This window comes from Micromonospora sp. SH-82 (assembly GCF_051132485.1).
Classification (GTDB): domain Bacteria; phylum Actinomycetota; class Actinomycetes; order Mycobacteriales; family Micromonosporaceae; genus Micromonospora.
The window spans coordinates 3,100,337-3,123,649 of record NZ_CP148049.1 but is presented as its reverse complement, the minus strand read 5'-3'; the positions used below and the strand labels follow the sequence as shown (position 1 = coordinate 3,123,649).

The following is a 23,313-nucleotide window of genomic DNA, read 5'->3' as shown; positions in this document are numbered from 1 at the left end:
TGTCAAGAGTTGCACAGTGGACGCGTAGCAGCTTCGTAGTCAAGTCCTCGGCCTATTAGTACCGGTCAACTCAACCCGTTACCGAGCTTACATCTCCGGCCTATCAACCCAGTCGTCTAACTGGGGGCCTTACCCACACCAAAGATGTGGCGGGATACCTCATCTTGAAGCGAGCTTCCCGCTTAGATGCTTTCAGCGGTTATCCCTTCCGAACGTAGCCAACCAGCCGTGCCCCTGGCGGGACAACTGGCACACCAGAGGTTCGTCCGTCCCGGTCCTCTCGTACTAGGGACAGCCCTTCTCAAGTATCCTACGCGCACGGCGGATAGGGACCGAACTGTCTCACGACGTTCTAAACCCAGCTCGCGTACCGCTTTAATGGGCGAACAGCCCAACCCTTGGGACCTGCTACAGCCCCAGGATGCGACGAGCCGACATCGAGGTGCCAAACCATCCCGTCGATATGGACTCTTGGGGAAGATCAGCCTGTTATCCCCGGGGTACCTTTTATCCGTTGAGCGACACCGCTTCCACACGCAAGTGCCGGATCACTAGTCCCGACTTTCGTCCCTGCTCGACCTGTCAGTCTCACAGTCAAGCTCCCTTGTGCACTTACACTCAACACCTGATTGCCAACCAGGCTGAGGGAACCTTTGGGCGCCTCCGTTACCTTTTAGGAGGCAACCGCCCCAGTTAAACTACCCACCAGACACTGTCCCTGAACCGGATCACGGCCCGAAGTTAGATATCCGAATCAACCAGAGTGGTATTTCAAGATTGCCTCCACCCATACTGGCGTATGGACTTCACCGGCTCCCACCTATCCTACACAAGCTAACTCAAATACCAATGTCAAGCTATAGTAAAGGTCCCGGGGTCTTTCCGTCCTGCCGCGCGTAACGAGCATCTTTACTCGTAATGCAATTTCGCCGGGCCTGTGGTTGAGACAGTGGGGAAGTCGTTACGCCATTCGTGCAGGTCGGAACTTACCCGACAAGGAATTTCGCTACCTTAGGATGGTTATAGTTACCACCGCCGTTTACTGGCGCTTAAGTTCTCCGCTTCGCCCCGAAGAGCTAACAGGTCCCCTTAACGTTCCAGCACCGGGCAGGCGTCAGTCCATATACATCGAATTACTTCTTCGCATGGACCTGTGTTTTTAGTAAACAGTCGCTTCCCCTGCTCTCTGCGGCCATACAACGCTCCACCCGCACGGGGCTTCACGTCTCCGGCCCCCTTCTCCCTAAGTTACGGGGGCAATTTGCCGAGTTCCTTAACCACAGTTCACCCGATCGCCTTGGTATTCTCTACCTGACCACCTGTGTCGGTTTGGGGTACGGGCCGCTCGGAACTCGCTAGAGGCTTTTCTCGGCAGCATAGGATCACTGACTTCACCTGAATCGGCTCGGCATCACGTCTCAGCCACATGCGCCGCGGATTTACCTACGACACGGCCTACACGCTTACCCCGGCACAACCACCGGCCGGGCTCAGCTACCTTCCTGCGTCACCCCATCGCTTGACTACTACCCGCCAGGTTCCCACGCTCCCCACCATCAACCCGAAGGCATCCGGCAGCTCGGGTGGTTAGCACAACGAGGTTCATCACGGGCGCTCCTTCGCGGGTACGGGAATATCAACCCGTTGTCCATCGACTACGCCTCTCGGCCTCGCCTTAGGTCCCGACTCACCCAGGGCGGATTAACCTGGCCCTGGAACCCTTGGTCATCCGGCGGAAGGGTTTCTCACCCTTCTTTCGCTACTCATGCCTGCATTCTCACTCGTGCCGCGTCCACAACTCGATCACTCGGCTGCTTCACCCCCGGCACGACGCTCCCCTACCCATCCACACACCTGCACAAGAACCACAAGGATCCCCGCGAAGTAAAAATGTGAATGCCACAGCTTCGGCGGTGTACTTGAGCCCCGCTACATTGTCGGCGCGGAACCACTTGACCAGTGAGCTATTACGCACTCTTTAAAGGGTGGCTGCTTCTAAGCCAACCTCCTGGTTGTCTATGCGACCCCACATCCTTTTCCACTTAGCACACGCTTAGGGGCCTTAGCTGGTGATCTGGGCTGTTTCCCTCTCGACTACGAAGCTTATCCCCCGCAGTCTCACTGCCGCGCTCTCACTTACCGGCATTCGGAGTTTGGCTGATTTCGGTAAGCTTGTGGGCCCCCTAGACCATCCAGTGCTCTACCTCCGGCAAGAAACACGCGACGCTGCACCTAAATGCATTTCGGGGAGAACCAGCTATCACGGAGTTTGATTGGCCTTTCACCCCTAACCACAGGTCATCCCCCAACTTTTCAACGTTGGTGGGTTCGGCCCTCCACGTAGTCTTACCCACGCTTCAGCCTGCCCATGGCTAGATCACTCCGCTTCGGGTCTAGGACACGCGACTCAAACGCCCTATTCAGACTCGCTTTCGCTACGGCTCCCCCACACGGGTTAACCTCGCCACATGCCACTAACTCGCAGGCTCATTCTTCAAAAGGCACGCCGTCACCCCGCAAGGCTCCGACGGATTGTAGGCGAACGGTTTCAGGTACTATTTCACTCCCCTCCCGGGGTACTTTTCACCATTCCCTCACGGTACTCGTCCGCTATCGGTCACCAGGAAGTATTTAGGCTTACCAGGTGGTCCTGGCAGATTCACGGCAGATTTCAGGGGTCCGCCGCTACTCGGGAACACCCACAGGAGACCAGCCACTTTCACCTACCGGACTCTCACCGTCTACGGTCAGCCTTCCCAGACTGTTCAGCTAGCAACTGGCTTTCTCACTCCTCCAACAGTCGTCAGCCTGTTGAGCAGGGTCCCACAACCCCGACCACGCAACCCCTGACAGGTATCACACGCAACCGGTTTAGCCTCATCCGCTTTCGCTCGCCACTACTCACGGAATCACATGTTGTTTTCTCTTCCTACGGGTACTGAGATGTTTCACTTCCCCGCGTTCCCCCCACACACCCTATGTATTCAGATGCGGGTGACATCACATGACTGATGCCAGGTTTCCCCATTCGGACACCCTGGGATCACAGCTCGGTTGACAGCTCCCCCAGGCCTATCGCGGCCTCCCACGTCCTTCATCGGCTCCTGGTGCCAAGGCATCCACCGTTCGCCCTTGACAACTTGACCACAAAGATGCTCGCGTCCACTGTGCAATTCTCAACAAACGACCAACCCACAACCCACAGCCCCACACCAAACCCAACCCCCACGGGCCGGCGGTATGCGAGACCAGGCCATGCCTGGCGACCTGACAGACCACGTCACCGCAGCCCACCACAGTCTCTGAAACAACAACACGATGGTTGTTCCTTCAGGACCCAACAGGGTGCTCTCCGCCCTCTCCCAGCCGCACCAGACCCCCCGCTCCACACCAATCCGAAGATCAGCCGTACTAGAGGAACCCGGCCGTTGCCAGGAAAAAACTCACCAGTGTCTCCGCCTCTGAGCACCCCGACCTGACATTCGCAGACCGCGGGCTCCATACCGTCTTTCGACGAATGGTGCTCCTTAGAAAGGAGGTGATCCAGCCGCACCTTCCGGTACGGCTACCTTGTTACGACTTCGTCCCAATCGCCAGCCCCACCTTCGACGGCTCCCTCCACAAGGGTTGGGCCACCGGCTTCGGGTGTTGCCGACTTTCGTGACGTGACGGGCGGTGTGTACAAGGCCCGGGAACGTATTCACCGCAGCGTTGCTGATCTGCGATTACTAGCGACTCCGACTTCACGGGGTCGAGTTGCAGACCCCGATCCGAACTGAGACCGGCTTTTTGGGATTCGCTCCACCTCACGGTATCGCAGCCCATTGTACCGGCCATTGTAGCATGCGTGAAGCCCTGGACATAAGGGGCATGATGACTTGACGTCATCCCCACCTTCCTCCGAGTTGACCCCGGCAGTCTTCGATGAGTCCCCGCCATAACGCGCTGGCAACATCGAACGAGGGTTGCGCTCGTTGCGGGACTTAACCCAACATCTCACGACACGAGCTGACGACAGCCATGCACCACCTGTGACCGCCCCCGAAGGACCTGCCATCTCTGACAGTTTTGCGGCCATGTCAAACCCAGGTAAGGTTCTTCGCGTTGCATCGAATTAATCCGCATGCTCCGCCGCTTGTGCGGGCCCCCGTCAATTCCTTTGAGTTTTAGCCTTGCGGCCGTACTCCCCAGGCGGGGCGCTTAATGCGTTAGCTGCGGCACAGAGAACCGGAGAGGCCCCCCACACCTAGCGCCCAACGTTTACAGCGTGGACTACCAGGGTATCTAATCCTGTTCGCTCCCCACGCTTTCGCTCCTCAGCGTCAGTATCGGCCCAGAGACCCGCCTTCGCCACCGGTGTTCCTCCTGATATCTGCGCATTTCACCGCTACACCAGGAATTCCAGTCTCCCCTACCGAACTCTAGCCTGCCCGTATCGACTGCAGGCCCGCGGTTGAGCCGCGGGTTTTCACAGTCGACGCGACAAGCCGCCTACGAGCTCTTTACGCCCAATAAATCCGGACAACGCTCGCGCCCTACGTCTTACCGCGGCTGCTGGCACGTAGTTGGCCGGCGCTTCTTCTGCAGGTACCGTCACTTGCGCTTCGTCCCTGCTGAAAGAGGTTTACAACCCGAAGGCCGTCATCCCTCACGCGGCGTCGCTGCATCAGGCTTCCGCCCATTGTGCAATATTCCCCACTGCTGCCTCCCGTAGGAGTCTGGGCCGTGTCTCAGTCCCAGTGTGGCCGGTCGCCCTCTCAGGCCGGCTACCCGTCGTCGCCTTGGTAGGCCATCACCCCACCAACAAGCTGATAGGCCGCGAGCCCATCCCAGGCCGAAAAACTTTCCACCACCAAACATGCGCCCGGTGGTAATATTCGGTATTAGCCCCGGTTTCCCGGGGTTATCCCAAAGCCTAGGGCAGGTTGCTCACGTGTTACTCACCCGTTCGCCGCTCGAGTACCCCGAAGGGCCTTTCCGCTCGACTTGCATGTGTTAAGCACGCCGCCAGCGTTCGTCCTGAGCCAGGATCAAACTCTCCAACAAAAACCTGTGGAAAATCCATCCCAGCAACAAACCAAATTGTTGCCAAAGGAATTCCGTCAACCAACCAGAAACCGAAGCTCCCAGCCAGCCACGGGGTATAAAACAATTGGCACTGGCTTATCAAGCACCCTGTTGAGTTCTCAAAGAACAACCACACACCAAACCCGAACCCCACACCGTGGAACCCGAACCCGGGGCATTTCGTCCCGCTGTGCCCGCTCTCGCGCCGGGCACTTTTACTACGTTACCCGGTGGTTTCCGCCGTGTCAAACCGGTATTTCGCGGTTCGTCAGGCTTCGTACCATTTACGGGCACCACGATTCCGCCGACTTCCGTCGGATCGGATCTCGCGGTTTTGGTAGGCCGGCCGCGCGGTCACCCGCAACTCGCCCGTTTCCCTACCGGCGGACCACTCTACCCGGTCGAGTTCGCTCCGCCAAATCGACCCTCAGGTCGCTCGGGGGCTCCGCCCGTCCCGGACTCCGCGACCTGGGTCGTGGTTCCGGAAGTGGTCGCCGCGCTCCGGCCTTCCCGGTTGTTTAGTCCCGGTTCGTCCGTTCCGCGCTGGCAGAGAGAAAGTTACGCCCCCGACGGATCGGTCGTCAAATCCGTCGGGGGCGTTCCCCGTCACACCGTCCGGGTGGCGCTATCCGCCCAGGTCGACACCGGCGAAGGACTTCTTTCCCCGGCGCAGGACCAGGTACCGGCCGTGGAGCAGTTCCTGCGGGGCCACTGTCGCGTCGACCTCGGTGACCCGTTCGTTGTTCACGTACGCGCCACCCTCGGCGATCACCCGACGGGCCTCCTTCATGCTCGGCACCAGCCCGGACTCTTTGAGCAGTCCGGCGACGTCGGGCAGGGCGTCGAGGCGTACCAGGCCGGCCTCGGCCAGCGCCGCCCGCAGCGTCTCCGGGGTCAACTCCGTCAGCGAACCCCGGCCGAACAGCGCCTGGGCGGCGGCGACCGCCTGCGCCGTCTCCGGTGCGCCGTGCACCAGGGTGGTCAGCTCCTCGGCCAGCGCACGTTGGGCCAGCCGGGCCGCCGGGCGCTGCGCCCCCTCCTGCTCCAACCGCTCGATCTCGTCGCGGCTGCGGAAGCTGAAGTACCGCAGGTACCGCCCGACGTCGCGGTCGTCGGCGTTGAGCCAGAACTGGTAAAAGGCGTACGGGCTGGTCAGCTCCGGGTCGAGCCAGACGGCGCCGCCCTCGGTCTTGCCGAACTTGGTGCCGTCGGCCTTGGTCACCAGCGGGGTGACGAAGGCCTGCACCGGACCGGCGCCGCGACGTCGGACGTAGTCGACTCCGGCCGTGATGTTGCCCCACTGGTCGCTGCCGCCGAACTGGAGCCGGCAGCCGTGCCGCTGGTGCAGTTGGTAGAAGTCGTTGGCCTGGAGGAGTTGGTAGCTGAACTCGGTGAAGCTGATGCCGCTGTCCAACCGGGCCCGGACCACCTCCCGGGCCAGCATCTTGTTGACCGGGAAGTGTTTGCCGACGTCCCGTAGGAACTCGACCACCGACATCTCGCCGGTCCAGTCGAGGTTGTTCACGGGGTGGGCGGCGTTCTCCCCCTCGTACGAGACGAAGGGCGAGAGCTGGGCGCGGATCCGCTCGACCCACCCGGCCACCGTCTCGGGTGGGTTCAACGAGCGCTCGGCGCTCTCCTTCGGGTCGCCGATCTGCCCGGTGGCTCCGCCGACCAGCAGGAGGGGCCGGTGTCCGGCCTGCTGCAGCCGGCGGGCGGTGGCGACCTGCATGAGGTGGCCGACGTGCAGGCTGGCCGCTGTCGGGTCGAAGCCGACGTAGAAGGTGGTGCAGCGGCCGTCGAGGAGTCCGCGCAGCTCGTCGGGGTCGGTCGAGTCCTGGATCAGGCCCCGCCACCGCAGGTCTTCGGTCAGGGAGTCCCGCCCGGAGGGCGGGAGGGTGCTGTCGGTCACGAGCACCGATTCTCCCCCATCACCCCGGGGTGGCCGAAGCGGGTTCTGGCCTGGTCACGGCCGTACCACGGTGCGCGACGGGGTCAGCGAGGGTTGCGACCCGGCGGTTAGGCTGGGTTTTTCCATGATCGCGGGAGGACAGCGTGGAGATGCCGGAACTGACCGGCGGCCTGATCGGGCTGCTCGGGCTCGAGTTCGACGAGGTCGGTGCGGACCGGGTGGTGATCCGCTGGCAGGTGCGTCCGGAGCTGCACCAGCCGCACGGCATCCAGCACGGCGGGGTGTACTGCACCGTGGCGGAGACGGCGGCGAGCATCGGTGGCACTCTCTGGCTCGGCGAGCGGGGGCGGGTCGTCGGGGTCTCCAACCAGACCGACTTCCTGCGGGCGGTCAGCGCGGGTGAGCTGGTCGCGGTGGGTACGCCGCTGCACCGGGGACGTAGTCAGCAGTTGTGGCAGGTGGAGATCGTCGACGCCGAGGAGCGGCTGGTGGCCCGGGGTCAGGTCCGGCTGCAGAACCTGACGCCCGCCTGATCGGATGAACGGCGGGGCCGGGCCGGGGCCTCGCGTGGGTGGACGTCGTCGGCGACCGCCGGCGGCATGTCCGGTTCAGCGCTTCTGAGGGCATTCGTCCCGATATCGTCGCCTCGATGACCCGGCCCGATCCGTCAGTGCGGTGAGGAAGCTCCTCGCCGCGACGCTCGGCATCCTCTCCGCGGTGGGCGGCTTCGTCGACATCGGCGACCTGGTGGCGGCGAGCCAGGCGGGTGCCCGGTTCGGGATGGGCCACGTCTGGGTGCTCCTGGTCGGCGTGGTCGCCATCTGCGCGTACGCCGAGATGGCCGGACGGATCGCGGCGGTCAGCGGCCGGGCGGTCTTCGACCTGGTCCGGGAGCGGCTCGGCCCCCGGGTGGCGCTGGTCAACCTGGTGGCGTCGTACCTGATCACGGTCCTGACGCTGGCCGCCGAGCTGGGCGGGGTGGCGCTGGCGCTGCACCTGGCCTCCGGCCTGCCGTACCTGCTCTGGGTGCCGGTGGCGGCGTTCGCGGTGTGGCTGGTGCTCTGGCGGATGCGGTTCCAGGTGATGGAGCGGGTGTTCGGCCTGGCCGGGCTGACGCTGGTGGTGTTCGCTGTGGCGTTGACCCAGCTGCCCACGGACTGGGGTGCGCTGGCCCGGGGCGCGCTGGCCCCCGGGCCGGGCGGCGACGGGTGGGGGGTGTACTGGTTCATCGCGGTGGCGTTGTTCGCCTCCACCGTGAGCCCGTACGAGGTGTTCTTCTTCTCCTCCGGCGGGGTGGAGGAGAGGTGGAGCGCCGACGACCTCTCCGACGCCCGGGCCAGCACCCTGATCGGTTTCCCGGTCGGCGCGTTCCTGGCGTGTTCGCTGATCGCCACTGCCGCTGTGGTCTACCACCCGTCGGGCACCCGCCTGGACAGCCTGGAGCAGGTGGCGCAGCCGGTGGTGATCGCCTTCGGCACCGTCGGTCTGGTCCTGGCGGTGGTGGCGTTCTTCGCCGTCACCTTCGGTGCCGCCCTGGAGACCGGGCTCTCCGCGGCGTACACGGCGGCGCAGTACTTCGGCTGGCAGTGGGGCAAGCGGGTCAGCCCCCGGGAGGCGGCCCGGTTCCACACCGTCCTGCTGGTCAGCGTGCTGCTCGGGATGCTGGTCCTGATGACCACCGTCGACCCGATCACGTTGACCGAGTACATGCTGATCGTCAGTGCGGTGGCGTTGCCGCTGACGTACCTGCCGATCCTGATCGTGGCCAACGACCGGACGTACCTGGGTGACCGGGTCAACGGCCGGTGGTTGAACCTGCTCGGCGCGCTCGTCCTGGTGGTCATCGTGGCGGCGTCGGTCGCCGCGATCCCGCTGGCGGTGGCAACCCGGATGGGGCAGTGACGACGATGACACCGACGAGGGTCCGGGGGTGACGACGGTGCGGATGCAACTCGGTCAGCATCTGCTGGACCGGCAGATCGTCGACGCCGACGGGCTCCTCGTCGGCAAGGTCGACGACATCGAGTTCGCGGTCGCCGACGACGGCACCGTCGTCGTGGACGCGTTGCTCACCGGGACCGGTGTGCTCGGGCAGCGGATCGGGGGGGTCGTCGGACGGCTGTTGATCCGGGCCGCCGACCGGCTCCGCGACCGGCAGCCGTCGGCGGTACGCATCCGCTACCCGCTCGTGGAACGGGTGGACAGTGCCGTCCGGCTGCGGGTCCGTCTGGACGAGTTGCCCCCCGCCCCGTTGGAGGAGTACCTGCGGCGTCGTCTGATCGACCGGATCCCGGGGTCGGACCGTGCGAGCGGGTGAGGTGCTCGGCCGGATCGCGTACGACGGCGACGGTCGGCGGCTCGGTCGGGTGGTGGACCTGGTGGTACGTCGTGACCCGGCCAACGGGCGGTTGGTCCTGACCGATCTGCTGGTGGCCCGTCGCTGGTACGGGCGGGTGGCCGGGCGGCTGATCGGCACCGAGCACCACCCCTCCGGGCCGTGGGTGATCAGGATGGCCGCCCGGCTGATCAACCGGGGCACGCACCTGTTCCCGGTGCACCGGGTCCGGTTGGTGCCACCGGTGCCGGGGCTACCCGACACCGGCGACGACACCTGACCGGGGTCCGGCCGGATCCGGTGCGGTCAGGGGCGGGCTCCGTCCATCACCGGGGTGTCGGCGGTGTCGGTGACGGGCCGCTGCTCGGGGGTGGGAAGCTGCCCCCCGTCGTCGGTCTGCCCGCCCGCCGGGGTGGACTCGTCGTCGGTCTCGGCCGACCGGGTCACCCGCCGGGCCTGCACGGCGGCGATGGCGTGGTGGTCGATCTCGGTGACCGTCAACGTCCAGCCGTCGAGGGTGATCTGTTCACCGGTCTCGGTGGGAATGTGGCCGAGGCACTCCAGCACCAGCCCGGCGATGGTGGTGTAGTCGCCCTCCGGGCGGTTGGGCAGCTCGACGTCGATGTCGGTCAGGTCGTGCACCGGGAAGGTGCCGGGCAGGACGAGGGCGCCGTCCTCGGTGGTACGGACCGAGTGCACGTCCCGGTCGGTCTCGTCGTAGATCTCGCCGACGATCTCCTCGAGGATGTCCTCCAGGGTGACGATCCCCTCGACCGCCCCGCGCTCGTCGACCACCAGGGCGATGTGCTGCCGTTCGGCCTTGAACTGGCGCAGCGCGTCGACCACCGGGAGGGAGTCGGGCAGCATCATCGGCGGGCGGGCCCGCTCATCGACGGGTCGGTCGTCGGCCACCCCGACGAGGTCCCGCAGGTGGATCACGCCGACCGCGTCGTCCAGGCCGCCGTGGCGGACCACCGGTGCCCGGGAGTGCCCGGACGCGGCCAACACCAGCCGGGCCGCCTCCGCGGTGGTCCCGCTGTCCAGGCAGAACACCTGAAGGCGAGGCACGAGTACGGCGCGGAGCCGACGGTCGGCGATCTCCACCGCTCCGGCGATGATGGTCTTCTGCTCGGTGGTGAACCCGTGGTTACCCGAGACGATGTCGCGCAGTTCGTCCGGGCTGATCTCGTCGCGCTGCTCGTCGAGTTTCACCCCGAGGAGCCGTACCACCAGGTCGGTGGTGGCACCGAGGGCCCAGACGGCCGGTCGGGTGAGGCTGGCGAGCAGGTCCAGGGGGCGGGCGATGAGCAGCGCCCACCGCTCGGGGGCCTGCATGGCGATCCGCTTCGGGGCGAGTTCACCGAAGACCAGGGTGACGAAGGTGAGTACCAGGGTGACCAGGACGACTGCCACCGCCTCGGCGGCACCGCCGAGGAAGCCCAGCAGGGGCACCAGGGGGCGGGACAGGGAGACCGCGGCAGCGGCCGAGGCGAGGAAACCCGCCAGGGTGATGCCGATCTGGATGGTGGCCAGGAACCGGTTGGGGTCCTTGGCCAGTCGGGCCAGGACCCGTCCGGAGCGGCTGGTGCGCTCCAGTCGCTGGATCTGGCTCTCCCGCAGCGACACCAGGGCGATCTCGCTACCCGCGAAGATCGCATTGAGGACGACCAAGACCCCGACCAGTGCCAGTTGGGTCCAGATGCTCTGCACGCCGGCTCCTCACCGTAGCCGCGACGGTCGACGGACCGACGCCCCCGGCCGGCCCGTCCGGCCGAGGTAGCGCTGTCTTTTCCCAGCGGGGACCGCGCCGAATCCTGGGTCCGTTCTCAGGCCGGTTCGTCGGCCCGGGTGACCGGCAGGTCCAGCACGTACCGGCCCTCGTGGGGGCGGAATCCGAGGCGGCTGTAGTAGGGGGCGACCATGCCGGGTGGGCTGACCACCCGGTGGAAGCCCCGGTCGGTGAAGAGGCTGCTGCGCCGGTAGACGAACTCCCCCGGGGTGAGATCCCGGTACCGGGCTGTCACGTAGTCGAGGTCGATCTGGGCCACCCCGTCGGGTTCGGCGTGGACCAGCACCACCCCGACCACCTCGTCGGCGCGTACGACCAGGAAGGCCGAGCCGCCGTCGCGGTCCGGGGTCGGCCGGAACCCGGGGTTGAACCTGGCGATGTCGGCGGCGTGCACCCGCAGCGTGTGGGCCAGGAAGGCGTCGTCCACCCCGACCTCGACGACCTGGTACGTCGCCTCGTCGTGGCGGGTGGCGAGCAGCGTCCGCAGGTACCACAGGTTGATCACGGCGAGCACCACGTTGAGGCCGACCATCGGCCAGACCTCGACGGCGGCGTTGTAACCGATCAGGATCAGGCAGCCGATCAGGTTGATCGCGCGCAGCCGTAGGAGGCGGGTCTGCAACAGGGACCAGACCAGCAGCGCGGAGCCGACCCAGCCGAGGATCTCCAGCCAGTTCACCACGGAAGCCTATTCGCCGCCCCGGTCACCCGGCTCGGCGGGCAGTTCGAGCAGCCACTCCTCGACGTCGGTGCCGCGGAAGGGGGCGTACCCGGTGTCCTCGCCGACGACGACGAAGCCGCACTTGCGCAGCACCGCCAGGGAGGCCCTGTTGTCCTTGGCGGCGCGGGCGTGCACCGGGCGTTGCGGAAGTTCGCGCAGGAGTGCGCCGAGTGCGGTGGTGGCGTATCCCCGGCCCCACCGTCGGGGGTCGATCCAGTAGCTGACCTCGGTGCGGGTCTCCACCGGGAAGGCGGCCACGTGGCCGACGACCTCCCCGTCGACGGTGACGGTGCGCGGCCGGATCGTCGGGTCGGCGCGGATCCTCGACCAGTGGGCCTCGAAGGCGGCCCGGTCGCCCGGGTCGGCCGGTCCGAAGGCGGCCATCCACCCGGCCTGCGGGTCCTGCTCGAAGCCGAACAGGTGCGGCAGGTCGTCGTCGCGTACCGGACGTAGGCGCAGGTCGGCGGTCACGGCCGGAGGATACGCGGTACGGCGGCTGCGGTACGGGAGGCCGGGGTGGCAGGTGACCTGGTCGCGGCCCCGCTGCGGCGGCAGACCGTACGGGTGATCATGGAATGCGTGTCGGGCGGCGTGTCCGGGCAGAATGCCGGGGGTCGACGCCGACAACCGTCGACAATGACCGCACACCGACCCAGGAGAGAACATGAACCGACCTGTCGTGGTGGGTGTGGACGGCTCCCCGTCCAGCCTGGTCGCCGCAGAGCAGGCCGCGCGGGCCGCGATCCGGTGGTCCCGGCCGCTGCACCTCGTGCACGGCTACCTGCACCCCCTCGGGTACGGGGTGCCGCTGAACCCGTACGACCTGGGGATCCCGGCCCCCACCGAGGACGCCCAACGGATGTTGGAGGAGACCGCCCGGGAGCTGGCGGACAGGTGGCCGGGGCTGGCCGTGGAGGTCCGTCAGGTGGCCGGCGGCCCGGGGGCCACCCTCGTGGAGGAGTCGCGCCGCGCCGAGCTGCTGGTGGTGGGCAGTCGGGGTCTGGGCGGGTTCGCCGGGCTGCTGCTCGGCTCGGTGAGTCAGCAGGTCGCCGGGCACGGTCAGTGCCCCGTCCTGGTGGTCCGTCCGCCGGAGCAGCCGATCCCGGTCGAGGGTCCGGTGATCGTGGGTCTCGACGGTTCGGATCCGACCCTGGGCGCGGTCCGGTACGCCGCCGACGAGGCCGCCCGGCGCGACACCGGGCTGGTGCTGCTGCACGTCCGCTCGGACGACTCCGACCGGGAGGCCCCGGACGAGGTGGAGCAGGGCGCGGCGGGGCGGGTCGACGCCGACGAGTTGCTGGCCCGTGCCGTCGCCACGGTCCGGGCCGAGCATCCCGACCTGCCCGTGGAGCAGCGGACGCTGCGGGCGGAGAAGCCGGCGTCGGCGTTGGTCCAGGCCAGTGGTGAGGCGACGTTGTTCGTGGTCGGCTCCCGGGGGCGGGGCGGGTTCACCGGTCTGCTGCTCGGCTCGGTCAGCCAGGCCCTCGTCCAGCACTCCCACTGCCCCGTCCTGGTGTTCCGCCCGCACCCCGACGACCGGTCCTGACCCGGGCGCTCGTCGGCGGTGCTGTCAGTCGCCGCCGGCGAGCAGGTGGTCGAAGGTGGTGGTGAGGGTGAAGGGGTCGGTGCGGGTGGGGGCGGTGTAGCGGCCGACCTGGTCGGCCAGTTCGGCGGCGGCGCGGTCGATGCGGCTGCGCAGCGCCCCGTCGGCGGCACCGTCGGCCCAGTCCTCGGGTCCGGCGAAGACCCCGGTGGGGGCGACCACCGCGCGGGCGTAGGTGAACAGCGGTCGCAGGGCGTGTTCCAGGGCCAGCGAGTGGCGGACGGTCCCGCCGGTGGCGGCGACCAGCACCGGTTTCCCGGCGAGGGCGTCGCGGTCGAGGACGTCGAGGAAGGACTTGAACAGCCCGTTGTACGACGCGCCGAAGATCGGCGAGACGGCGATCAGCCCGTCGGCGGTGGCGACCGCGTCGATCGCCGCGCCGAGGGTGTCCGACGGGAACCCGGTGAGCAGGTGGTTCACCACGTCGTGGGCGTGTTCGCGGACCTCGACGGTGGTGGTGTGGAGGGTGAGGTCCCGTCGGGCCGCCTGGTCGGCGACGGCGGCGGCGAGCTGGTCGGCGAGCAGCCGGGTGCTGGAGGGCTGGCGCAGGCCGGCGGTGAGGACCACCAGGTTGCGGCTGGTCATCGGCGGGCCTCCTGCGGGGTGTCGGTGGTGACGGTGGCGAGGCGGGCGGCGTGGGTGGGGGCGTCCGGGACGTGGGCCGGTCGCCGGGCCGCGAACTCACGGCGCAGCACCGGTACGACCTCCTCGCCGAGCAGGTCCAGCTGCTCCAGGACGGTCTTGAGGGGCAGACCGGCGTGGTCGACGAGGAACAGTTGCCGCTGGTAGTCGCCGACGTACTCGCGGAAGCCGAGGGTCTTGTCGATGACCTGCTGCGGGCTGCCGACGGTCAGCGGGGTCTGGCCGGTGAACTCCTCCAGTGACGGGCCGTGCCCGTACACCGGGGCGTTGTCGAAGTACGGCCGGAACTCCCGTACCGCGTCCTGGGAGTTGCGACGCATGAACACCTGCCCGCCGAGGCCGACGATGGCCTGCTCGGCCGAGCCGTGGCCGTAGTGGGCGTAGCGCTGCCGGTAGAGGGCGACCATCCGGCGGGTATGTTCGGCGGGCCAGAAGATGTGGTTGGCGAAGAACCCGTCGCCGTAGTAGGCGGCCTGTTCGGCGATCTCCGGGCTGCGGATCGAGCCGTGCCACACGAAGGGGGGAACCCCGTCCAGTGGGCGGGGCGTCGACGTGAAGGACTGAAGCGGGGTGCGGAACTTGCCCGACCAGTCGACGACGTCCTCGCGCCAGAGCCGGTGCAGCAGGGCGTAGTTCTCGACGGCCAGGGCGATGCCGTTGCGGAGGTCCTGGCCGAACCAGGGATAGACCGGGCCGGTGTTGCCCCGACCGAGCATCAGGTCCACCCGACCGTCGGCGAGGTGTTGCAGCATCGCGTAGTCCTCGGCGATCTTCACCGGGTCGTTGGTGGTGATCAGGGTGGTGGCGGTGGAGAGCTGCAGCCGGGACGTCCGGGCGGCGATGTACCCGAGCATCGTGGTGGGCGACGAGGGTACGAAGGGCGGGTTGTGGTGCTCCCCGGCGGCGAAGACGTCGAGGCCCACCTCCTCAGCCTTGAGGGCGATGGTCACCATCGCCTTGATCCGCTCGGCCTCCGTCGGTTCCCGTCCGTTTGTCGGGTCGACGGTGACGTCGCCGACGGTGAAGACTCCGAACTGCATGGCGGGCTCCCGCTCCTCGTCTGGTCGGGTCCGGGGCGGTGGCTCCCGGACCTCCCCGACAACATAGTTGCTGCGTCAACTATTCCGGAGCCCCCCTGGCTACCATGTGTGACGAAGATCCAGTGCACGGCCGACACGAGCCGCCGGGATCCGGGAGGATTCGACAGTTGTCGCCTGACTCGCTCGCCGTCCTGGCGCAGCCCGCACCACTGGTCGCCCCGGCCCTGATCGGCTGGACCCTGACCCACCACCACCCCGAAGGTACCGTCACGGTCGAACTGACCGAGGTCGAGGCGTACGCCGGCGAGGCCGACCCCGCCTCCCACGCCTGGCGCGGCCCGACCGCCCGCAACGAGGTCATGTTCGGCCCGGCCGGACGGCTCTACGTGTACCTGTCCCACGGCCTACACCACTGCGCCAACGTGGTGACCGGACCGGCGGGCACCGCCTCGGCCGTCCTGCTCCGGGCCGGGAGGGTGATCGAGGGGGTCGACCTGGCCCAGCGGCGACGCGGAGAGCGGGTCGCCCCGCACTCGCTGGCCCGAGGCCCCGGCAACCTCGGCCAGGCACTGGCCCTGACCCGCCACCACAACGAGGCTCACCTGCTCGGCGACGGCCCGCTCGTCCTGAGCCCTCCGACCCGGGCGCGAGGCCCTGTCGTCGCCGGCCCCAGGGTCGGGGTCAGCCGGGCCCACGACCGGCCGTGGCGGCACTGGCTCGCCGACGACCCCACGGTCTCGGCGTACCGCCGCGCCAAGGCGGCCGGAGCAGCCGTACCGCGCTGACTCTCGTTCCACGGCCCGGTCCGCCACCGGCATCGGGCCTACTATGGAGCCCCTGGCGATACGATGTCCAAGCTTCAGAATCGGATCTTTCGTCACCACTCCCACCCGGAAAGCTTGAGATGATCTTCGGAACCAAAGTGAATGAAAACTGGAGAGTTGATCTTTAGCTCCCCAGGTCAGTAAGTCTGCTCCCCGCGCATGCGGGGGTGATCCGTCGGAGACGCGGCGCAGCGTGCGGAGCATCCACTGCTCCCCGCGCATGCGGGGGGTGATCCCGCCTTGCGGGCCGACATGCACCGGGCCGCCCACTGCTCCCCGCGCATGCGGGGGTGATCCCGAGTTCGACGCCCCCGCCGGCATGGTGTCGGTCTGCTCCCCGCGCATGCGGGGGTGATCCCGCCGTGGTGAGCGACCAGCTGCGCCGGGAGCGCTGCTCCCCGCGCATGCGGGGGTGATCCCCCACGAGACGGGAGCAACCCCCATGGCGATCACTGCTCCCCGCGCATGCGGGGGTGATCCTCCCGAATGTCACGGAGCAAGCCGTTCTGCTCCCTGCTCCCCGCGCATGCGGGGGTGATCCCGAGTGCTGGTCGCGGGGGTTCGACCCGTGGTCCTGCTCCCCGCGCATGCGGGGGTGATCCGGAAGACCCGAGCATCTTGACCCGCTCGCTGTTCTGCTCCCCGCGCATGCGGGGGTGATCCCCGCAGGGACGCCGCCCGCGCGACTTTGCTGAGCTGCTCCCCGCGCATGCGGGGGTGATCCCTGGGCGTCGGCGGCCCCCTGGGGACCTTCCGCCTGCTCCCCGCGCATGCGGGGGTGATCCACTGATGACACCGGCGGCGGCATGGCGGGCGAGCTGCTCCCCGCGCATGCGGGGGTGATTCCACGTCCTTGATCGACCCGGACTTGATGCGCAGCTGCTCCCCGCGCATGCGGGGGTGATCCCCTCATCTTCATCCTGGACGCGGCCGGGAACCGCTGCTCCCCGCGCATGCGGGGGTGATCCCATCCAGATCAACAGCACGATGAATGGCGATCTCTGCTCCCCGCGCATGCGGGGGTGATCCGACGCTGCCGCAGCGCGCCCGGGTCGGGGGCGGCTGCTCCCCGCGCATGCGGGGGTGATCCGCGTGCGTCTACGATGGCGCACGGTCACCCCCTCTGCTCCCCGCGCATGCGGGGGTGATCCGCGGAAGACCAGCTCGCCGACCCCGTCCATCACCTGCTCCCCGCGCATGCGGGGGTGATCCGTGGCGTCCGGTGACGTCGATGTCCTGGACGACCTGCTCCCCGCGCATGCGGGGGTGATCCGGGCCGGTCGGCCCGCTTCATCGCGGAGCGATACTGCTCCCCGCGCATGCGGGGGTGATCCCCGGTACTCCTGGCCGTGCTGCGTCGCACGGGTCTGCTCCCCGCGCATGCGGGGGTGATCCCGCCTTCACCGGCGCGGTGACCCGGGCGACCTTCTGCTCCCCGCGCATGCGGGGGTGATCCTGCCCACAGCCGGCCACCGACCCGCCGGTCACGCTGCTCCCCGCGCATGCGGGGGTGATCCTTGCAAGAAGTCCGAGGGGGCGTGGATCGAGTGCTGCTCCCCGCGCATGCGGGGGTGATCCTTGGTGCGCTGAGAGGAAATACGGAGCATAGCCCTGCTCCCCGCGCATGCGGGGGTGATCCCTCTCGACGATTTTTGCCAGCACCCCTATGGATCTGCTCCCCGCGCATGCGGGGGTGATCCCCGTGCGCCGCTGGGCCGAGACCCTACTGGAACCTGCTCCCCGCGCATGCGGGGGTGATCCCGCCAAGCCTGCTGAGGGGGGCTGACCGATGGGCTGCTCCCCGCGCATGCGGGGGTGATCCCCTCGCCGCCTCCGGGATCCTGTCGCAGGTGTGCTGCTCCCCGCGCATGCGGGGGTGATCCCATCGCGGACACGCTCATGCTGACGCTCCCGGCCTGCTCCCCGCGCATGCGGGGGTGATCCGCCCCGGCTTCCGAACGGCCCAGGGTGGGCGGGCTGCTCCCCGCGCATGCGGGGCTGATCCCCAGTGGCAGGCCACCGCCACCGGCAAACCGTGCTGCTCCCCGCGCATGCGGGGGTGATCCCGTCACGTCGTTCGGCCCGGGGTCGAGCCGCCACTGCTCCCCGCGCATGCGGGGGTGATCCCGACACCTGCATCGACCTGTGCGTGCTCAACCCCTGCTCCCCGCGCATGCGGGGGTGATCCTGTCTACCGTCGCCACGTCAGTTCACCCATTCCCTGCTCCCCGCGCATGCGGGGGTCATCCCTCGAAGCTGCCCCCCGTCGCCCCGGGCCCGGTCTGCTCCCCGCGCATGCGGGGGTGATCCCCTGCACGTGACTAAGGATCCGGTGGCGTACCACTGCTCCCCGCGCATGCGGGGGGTGATCCCCACATCCCGTCGAAGCGGTGGCTCGTCCACCCCTGCTCCCCGCGCATGCGGGGGTGATCCCGGCGGGTAGGAGCCCCGCGCCCGCCCGTCATCCTGCTCCCCGCGCATGCGGGGGTGATCCCCAGCCGTCCACAAGGAGGTGCCGCCGGTGTACCTGCTCCCCGCGCATGCGGGGGTGATCCCCAGCCGTCCACAAGGAGGTGCCGCCGGTGTACCTGCTCCCCGCGCATGCGGGGGTGATCCCTTCGCTGCGGCGATCGGCTGCCGGGTCCGGGGCTGCTTCCCGCGCATGCGGGGGTGATCCGCTTACCTGGTAGGCGTCGTGGCTACCCAACACTGCTCCCCGCGCATGCGGGGGTGATCCGTCGTCGGCATCCTTGATACCGGCGGCGTAGGCCTGCTCCCCGCGCATGCGGGGGTGATCCTGGTAATGCGCGTTTCCGGCCAATGGCGTAACCCTGCTCCCCCGCGCATGCGGGGTGATCCGGCGGCTGCCGACCAGGGCGTGATCCTGGTCAACTGCTCCCCGCGCATGCGGGGGTGATCCGGGCTGTTCCCCCGTGGCACGGACGGCGTGGACCTGCTCCCCGCGCATGCGGGGGTGATCCGGTCCGTCCACCCGTGCCCAACCGTCAGCATGGCGGCTCCCCGCGCATGCGGGGGTGATCTCTGGACGAGGTTGAGCATGTTGATGAGCATCATCGGTTCCCCACATAGGCGGGGTAATGCCACACAGACGCGCAGGTCCTCGGTGGACTGACGTAACGCCAGTTGCCTCGCTCGTATCCGCGCTCGTGAGTCATCGGGCACCGTCCAGGCCCAGGGACTCCCCGAGCATGACCAGGCGGGGATCAGGACGGTCCGCCTGCCGCAGGGCCAGGGCGACCGCTGCCCGGGCCGCTGGCCGTACCCGCACCTCCTCCGGCGCGATCCGGTCCGCCTCCAACAGGGTCCGGGCCGCCTCCGCATCCTGCCCGGTGCCGGCGTACCCCCGGGCCGCATCCACCAGGTGATCCGCCCGGGTACCGGCCGGGAGGCCCCACCACCCCGGCCGGGTCACCGCCTGCTCGTGCGCCGCCACTGCGACAGCCGGGGATTCCAGGGCCAGGGCGGCGGCCACCCGCACCCCGTCGACCAGGGCCGGGCCGAAGCCGGTGTGGTGATGGTCCTGACCGTCCCCGACCCGAGCGGCACAGGCGGCGGCCTGGTCGACCAACTCCAACACCGTCAAGGGGTCTCCGAGCTGGGCGGCGGCCATCGCCGCCTGCAACAGCAGGCTCCCGTGCACCGACAGCCGCTCCTCGTCGACCGCGAGGGGATCTGTGGGAGCCAGGTCGTGCGCGACGGAGACGCACAGCTCGAAGGCCGGGCGGGGCTGGGCCAGCTCCCGCACCACCCCGCCGAGTGGAACAGCCGCCCGTGCGGCCAGTACCGGGTCACCGAGCCCGACACTGACCGCCATCGCGCGGTCGGCGGCCAGCCACGCCACCTCCGCCGCACCGACCTTCCGCAACACGGTCGCCGCAAGCTGGTACACCTCGACAGCCACCGCGTCAGCACCCGGCGCATCAGCCCGGGCCTGCCTGGACTGAGTCAGCAGGCCAGGCAGATCGGCCAGCACCCGACGCAGCCGTCCGTGGCGGAAGGTCGTCCACCCGTACGCCGCATTCCGTGCTAAACGATCGAGGGAACGGGCCGGGGCAGCGGGACCGTACCGGGCCAGGGATGCCTGCACCCCGTCGACCAATCCGCGCAGCTCGGCATCAGCGGGCGGGACCGCGCCGCCGCTCAGTGGCCCGGTCTGGAGCAGGGCCACGTCGACCCGCAGCGCGGCGGCGATCTCGTGAAGCACGTCGAGTTTGTTCAGCTCCCGGATGCCCCGCTCGACCTTGTCCACCCAGGACTTCGACTTGCCGAGCCGGTCGGCGAACATCTGCTGGGTCATGTTCCGACGGCTCCGCCAGTACGCAACCCGACGCCCCACCGGCACCGAGTTGTCATGACCGTCCACGCCGACCCCGCACCCGGGTCGTCTCCTCCACGGGTATCCGTTCCGCCTCGGCCAATTCGAGGATTCGTTGCTTCGCCGCTTCGTGTTCGGCGGCCTGGTCGACGACCACCGGCGGAATGGGCGGTTCGGGTTGCTGAGTGTTCACTGCCGGTCCTCCTTCCACTGCTTCGATAGCGCTCGCGTGCACATCGCCGAGCCGCACAATTGCTTGGAGTTTCGGCGCGCCATCGGCAGACGAGCCTCAAGGGCGGCAGGACCCTGTTCGGTTCCGATCACGATCGGCGGGCAGTGCGAGGCTGGAATGATTCACAGCCTTGCTCATGACCGCGCCCACCGGAACCGCCTGCTGCGGTGCGAGAGGTGCACACGGTCAGAGCGGTGGTGCGGATGGTGCGGATTTCCCCGAGAAGCACCGGTAACCGCTATCGTCGGACCTACTCGAATTGCCCTCACAACGCAATCGGCCCAACAATGGGATTCCCGCCGAGGACGATGCCGTGGAAGAATCTGCTCCGAACCATCACAAGGGCCACCTGGGCTCGTTGCTGATTCGGGCCGGCTGGCGGCCCGAGACGCTGGCCCGTCGCGTGAACGCCGCACTGTCGGAGCAAGGCAGTAGCCGTCGGGTGCACGAGAAGACGCCGTACAAATGGATCAAGAACGGCGAGACACCACACGGCGAGGTACCCGACCTCGTGGTTCAGCTTCTCTCAACCGCCTTGGATTCCGCCTTGTCCTTCGAGGAGGTATGGGGTGTCAGGGCTCGTCGCCCGGAGACGACCCTGCGCGTGGACGACTCGATGGACGTACCCTGGGACAGCAGCGGACTGCTCAGCCTCCTGGGAGGACCCGTGCCCACCCGCCGCACCATCCTCGCGCTCTCCGGTGTCGCCCTGACCGGTCACGCCTGGCGTGCGCTCCAGTACCCGGCACCCACCCTCACCGCCGTGGCAGCGGAACAGGGCCGAGTCACCCCTCCCCTGCTGGCCATGGTCGAAAGTGTCGTCACCCATGCGCAGCAGCTCGACACCCAGCACGGCGGCGCGGCTCGGGCCTTCGTCGCCGACCAGTTCGCCGCCGTCGCACGACTGCTCCGGCACGCCTCCTACCCGGCGGCCACCGGAAGTCGTCTGGCCGCCGCCCTCGCACAGCTCGCCCAGACCAGCGGTTTCATGGCCTTCGACGCCCACCACGACGGCGAGGCCCAACGTTGGTACCTCCTGGCCCTGCGCGCAGCGCACGCCGCACAGGACCCCGCGCTCAGCGCCAGCATCCTCGCCCTGATGTCCAACCAGGCCGCAGACCGGGGTTTCGGCCTCGACGCCCTCCAGCTCGCTTCCGCAGCGCAGGAAGCCGCAGCCACCGCCGGTCCCGCCGTCCGCGCCCTGGTGACCGCTCGCAGCGGTCTGGCCCACGCCGCCGCCGGCGATCTCACCGGCTTCCACCGCATGCGCGACGCCACCCTGGAGCTGGGCGACAGCAACGCCGACAGCCCGCTGCCCCGCTGGGCCTCCTACATGGATCCGGTCGAACTCGACGCCATCACCGGACGAGGGCTGGTCATGCTCGCGGAACGGCTGCCGGTACGCCGCAAACAGCTCCTCGGGCAGGCCACCCTGCTGCTTCATGCCCGCGCCCACACCCCCGGGACAGCCCCGCCGCAGCGGTCGGCGCTCCGCCACGGAGCCTGGCTCAGCCTGGCTCACCTGCGCAATGGCGACACCGACATCGCCGTCGACACCGCCCACCGCGCCCTCGACCGTCTGCCCCACGTGGCCTCCGTCCGCAGCGTCGCCCTCCTCCACCGATTACAGGAGGAACTCACCGCGACCGGGCCGCGCCACCCGGCCCCCGTACGGCAACTCATCGCCGAGCTCGGGCGACTTCCTCGCCGACACGACGGTGGTGTGATGTGACTCGCTCGCGGGCGATCTCACGCACAACGCTCGCCACCCGGCACCGTGACATCCCGGAAACTCAGCACCTGCGAGCCCGACTCCTGCAGACTGTCGGATCCGTCGGGTGAGATCGACTCTGGAGATGCTGACCGTCGGCTGCAGACAGGCGGGACTCACCGCCGACGGAGCCGAACTCATCCGTGCCGGGGAGAACACCCTCTACCGGCTTCGGGCCGGGGTCGTCGCCCGAGTCAGCCGACAGGGTCGACGAGAGGCGGCCGACAAGGAGGTACGGGTCTCCCACTGGCTGCAGCAGGTCGGTGTGCGGGTCGTCGAAGCGCTACCCGACATCGACCAACCGGTCGAGGTGGACGGGCGGGCGGTCACCTTCTGGCGTGAACTGCCCGATCACCGGGAGGGCGACCCCGAACACGTCGCCGACGCACTCCGTCACCTCCACCAGCTACACCAACCACCCCCGGAGCTGGACCTACCGCCCCTCGACCCGTTCGTGCGGCTGGAAGAACGCATGACCCAGACCACCGTCTTCGACGAGGCGGAACGACGCTGGCTCCTCGACCACCTGAACCACCTCACCCAGCAGTACGAACTCCTCCCCCTCGGCCTGCCCCGCTCGGCCGTCCACGGAGACGCCTGGGCGGGGAACATCGTCACCACCAGCCGTGACCAGTCCCCCGTCCTGCTCGACCTGGAACGTTTCGCTCACGGGCCACCCGAGTGGGACCTCGCCTCCGTCGCGGTCGACTACCTCACCTTCGAAACCACGCCCCCCGGGTCATGGGCACAGTTCTGCCACCGGTACGGACACGACGTCACCGACTGGTCCGGATACCAGGTCCTCCGCGACGCCCGAGAACTCCGGAAGGTCACCTTCGCCGCGCAGATGGCCGGTCACCATCCCCGCCTGCGACAGCAGGCACGGCACCGACTGGCCTGCATTCGGGGACAGCACGGACCACGCCCATGGCAGTGGCCCACAATGGCCTGATCACTCACACCGGCGGCATAATCACCCACGCCGCTACCGCACTTCAGGAGGCGATGGCGAGGCTCACTACCCGGCGGCCACCGCAAGTC

At 68.1% G+C, this 23,313-nt stretch carries 16 protein-coding genes, 2 rRNA genes and 1 CRISPR repeat array; of the genes, 8 read left to right on the top strand and 10 right to left on the bottom strand.

Annotated elements, in window-relative coordinates; genetic code table 11:
• Positions 1-35: 35 nt before the first annotated feature.
• From WHN02_RS14385 to tyrS, 3 genes are all read right to left on the bottom strand, one after another.
• Positions 36-3,146, bottom strand: a 23S ribosomal RNA gene (locus tag WHN02_RS14385).
• A gap of 385 nt (positions 3,147-3,531) precedes the next feature.
• Positions 3,532-5,046 (bottom strand): 16S ribosomal RNA (locus WHN02_RS14380).
• The 16S and 23S rRNA genes sit together here, the layout of an rRNA operon.
• Before the next feature lie 646 nt (positions 5,047-5,692).
• Positions 5,693-6,979 (bottom strand): tyrosine--tRNA ligase, encoded by a 1,287-nt coding sequence (tyrS, locus tag WHN02_RS14375; protein ID WP_434743780.1) that lies wholly within the window; start codon positions 6,977-6,979, stop codon positions 5,693-5,695.
• Positions 6,980-7,128: 149 nt separating this feature from the next.
• Between tyrS and WHN02_RS14370 the strand changes: the two genes are divergently transcribed.
• The 4 genes from WHN02_RS14370 (at position 7,129) to WHN02_RS14355 (ending at position 9,594) form a co-directional block, all read left to right on the top strand.
• The gene (locus WHN02_RS14370; RefSeq protein ID WP_350897883.1) at positions 7,129-7,512 is read left to right on the top strand and encodes a PaaI family thioesterase; all 384 of its coding nucleotides are present in this window, start codon (positions 7,129-7,131) and stop codon (positions 7,510-7,512) included.
• Positions 7,513-7,654: 142 nt separating this feature from the next.
• On the top strand, positions 7,655-8,881 hold the full coding sequence (locus WHN02_RS14365) for an NRAMP family divalent metal transporter (protein ID WP_434743779.1): 1,227 nt from the start codon (positions 7,655-7,657) through the stop codon (positions 8,879-8,881).
• Positions 8,882-8,924: 43 nt separating this feature from the next.
• The gene (locus WHN02_RS14360) at positions 8,925-9,296 is read left to right on the top strand and encodes a hypothetical protein (protein WP_434743960.1); all 372 of its coding nucleotides are present in this window, start codon (positions 8,925-8,927) and stop codon (positions 9,294-9,296) included.
• Entirely contained in the window at positions 9,283-9,594 is a 312-nt protein-coding gene (locus WHN02_RS14355; protein WP_434743778.1) for a PRC-barrel domain-containing protein, read from the top strand. The genes WHN02_RS14360 and WHN02_RS14355 overlap by 14 nt, the downstream gene beginning before the upstream one ends.
• Before the next feature lie 26 nt (positions 9,595-9,620).
• On the opposite strand, the gene WHN02_RS14350 is transcribed toward WHN02_RS14355, so the two are convergent.
• The 3 genes from WHN02_RS14350 to WHN02_RS14340 all read right to left on the bottom strand — a co-directional run bounded on the left by WHN02_RS14350 (position 9,621) and on the right by WHN02_RS14340 (position 12,295).
• Positions 9,621-11,024, bottom strand: a complete 1,404-nt coding sequence (locus tag WHN02_RS14350) for a hemolysin family protein (RefSeq protein WP_434743777.1) — start codon at positions 11,022-11,024, stop codon at positions 9,621-9,623.
• Between the two features lie 116 nt (positions 11,025-11,140).
• Complete coding sequence (locus tag WHN02_RS14345) at positions 11,141-11,782, bottom strand: hypothetical protein (RefSeq protein ID WP_434743776.1); 642 nt, start codon at positions 11,780-11,782, stop codon at positions 11,141-11,143.
• A gap of 9 nt (positions 11,783-11,791) precedes the next feature.
• Positions 11,792-12,295, bottom strand: a complete 504-nt coding sequence (locus WHN02_RS14340) for a GNAT family N-acetyltransferase (RefSeq protein ID WP_434743775.1) — start codon at positions 12,293-12,295, stop codon at positions 11,792-11,794.
• Positions 12,296-12,488: 193 nt separating this feature from the next.
• Here WHN02_RS14340 and WHN02_RS14335 point away from each other — a divergent pair, with 193 nt between their 5' ends.
• On the top strand, positions 12,489-13,370 hold the full coding sequence (locus tag WHN02_RS14335) for a universal stress protein (protein ID WP_434743774.1): 882 nt from the start codon (positions 12,489-12,491) through the stop codon (positions 13,368-13,370).
• Between the two features lie 24 nt (positions 13,371-13,394).
• Here the strand turns inward: WHN02_RS14335 and WHN02_RS14330 are convergent, their stop codons facing one another.
• Positions 13,395-14,012: an FMN reductase gene (locus WHN02_RS14330; protein WP_434743773.1), complete on the bottom strand. Its 618-nt coding sequence runs from the start codon at positions 14,010-14,012 to the stop codon at positions 13,395-13,397.
• Positions 14,009-15,109 carry an LLM class flavin-dependent oxidoreductase gene (locus tag WHN02_RS14325; protein ID WP_434743772.1) on the bottom strand — a complete coding sequence of 367 codons (1,101 nt, stop codon included), beginning with the start codon at positions 15,107-15,109 and terminating at the stop codon, positions 14,009-14,011. Before WHN02_RS14325 ends, WHN02_RS14330 begins: the two co-directional genes overlap by 4 nt.
• Positions 15,110-15,276: 167 nt before the next feature.
• Here WHN02_RS14325 and WHN02_RS14320 point away from each other — a divergent pair, with 167 nt between their 5' ends.
• Complete coding sequence (locus WHN02_RS14320; RefSeq protein WP_434743771.1) at positions 15,277-15,894, top strand: DNA-3-methyladenine glycosylase; 618 nt, start codon at positions 15,277-15,279, stop codon at positions 15,892-15,894.
• A gap of 185 nt (positions 15,895-16,079) precedes the next feature.
• A CRISPR array of direct repeats spans positions 16,080-18,731; the repeat unit is 28 nt; unit sequence CTGCTCCCCGCGCATGCGGGGGTGATCC.
• A gap of 374 nt (positions 18,732-19,105) precedes the next feature.
• Here WHN02_RS14320 and WHN02_RS14315 read toward each other — a convergent pair.
• Positions 19,106-20,251 carry a helix-turn-helix domain-containing protein gene (locus WHN02_RS14315; protein WP_434743770.1) on the bottom strand — a complete coding sequence of 382 codons (1,146 nt, stop codon included), beginning with the start codon at positions 20,249-20,251 and terminating at the stop codon, positions 19,106-19,108.
• Between the two features lie 52 nt (positions 20,252-20,303).
• Entirely contained in the window at positions 20,304-20,462 is a 159-nt protein-coding gene (locus tag WHN02_RS14310) for a hypothetical protein (RefSeq protein ID WP_434743769.1), read from the bottom strand.
• A 655-nt stretch (positions 20,463-21,117) separates the two neighbouring features.
• On the opposite strand from WHN02_RS14310, the gene WHN02_RS14305 reads away from it, so the two are divergent.
• Both WHN02_RS14305 and WHN02_RS14300 read left to right on the top strand, forming a co-directional pair.
• Entirely contained in the window at positions 21,118-22,233 is a 1,116-nt protein-coding gene (locus tag WHN02_RS14305; RefSeq protein ID WP_434743768.1) for a hypothetical protein, read from the top strand.
• 106 nt (positions 22,234-22,339) lie between these two features.
• Positions 22,340-23,224 carry a phosphotransferase enzyme family protein gene (locus WHN02_RS14300; RefSeq protein ID WP_434743767.1) on the top strand — a complete coding sequence of 295 codons (885 nt, stop codon included), beginning with the start codon at positions 22,340-22,342 and terminating at the stop codon, positions 23,222-23,224.
• The last annotated feature ends 89 nt before the right edge of the window (positions 23,225-23,313 follow it).

Coding starts and splice junctions, on each gene's coding strand:
- WHN02_RS14315 (WP_434743770.1), bottom strand. CDS start 20,251: ATGACCCAGCAGATGTTCGCCGACCGGCTCGGCAAGTCGAAGTCCTGG.
- WHN02_RS14335 (WP_434743774.1), top strand. CDS start 12,489: ATGAACCGACCTGTCGTGGTGGGTGTGGACGGCTCCCCGTCCAGCCTG.
- WHN02_RS14370 (WP_350897883.1), top strand. CDS start 7,129: ATGCCGGAACTGACCGGCGGCCTGATCGGGCTGCTCGGGCTCGAGTTC.
- WHN02_RS14325 (WP_434743772.1), bottom strand. CDS start 15,109: ATGCAGTTCGGAGTCTTCACCGTCGGCGACGTCACCGTCGACCCGACA.
- WHN02_RS14360 (WP_434743960.1), top strand. CDS start 8,925: ATGCAACTCGGTCAGCATCTGCTGGACCGGCAGATCGTCGACGCCGAC.
- WHN02_RS14305 (WP_434743768.1), top strand. CDS start 21,118: ATGGACGTACCCTGGGACAGCAGCGGACTGCTCAGCCTCCTGGGAGGA.
- WHN02_RS14330 (WP_434743773.1), bottom strand. CDS start 14,012: ATGACCAGCCGCAACCTGGTGGTCCTCACCGCCGGCCTGCGCCAGCCC.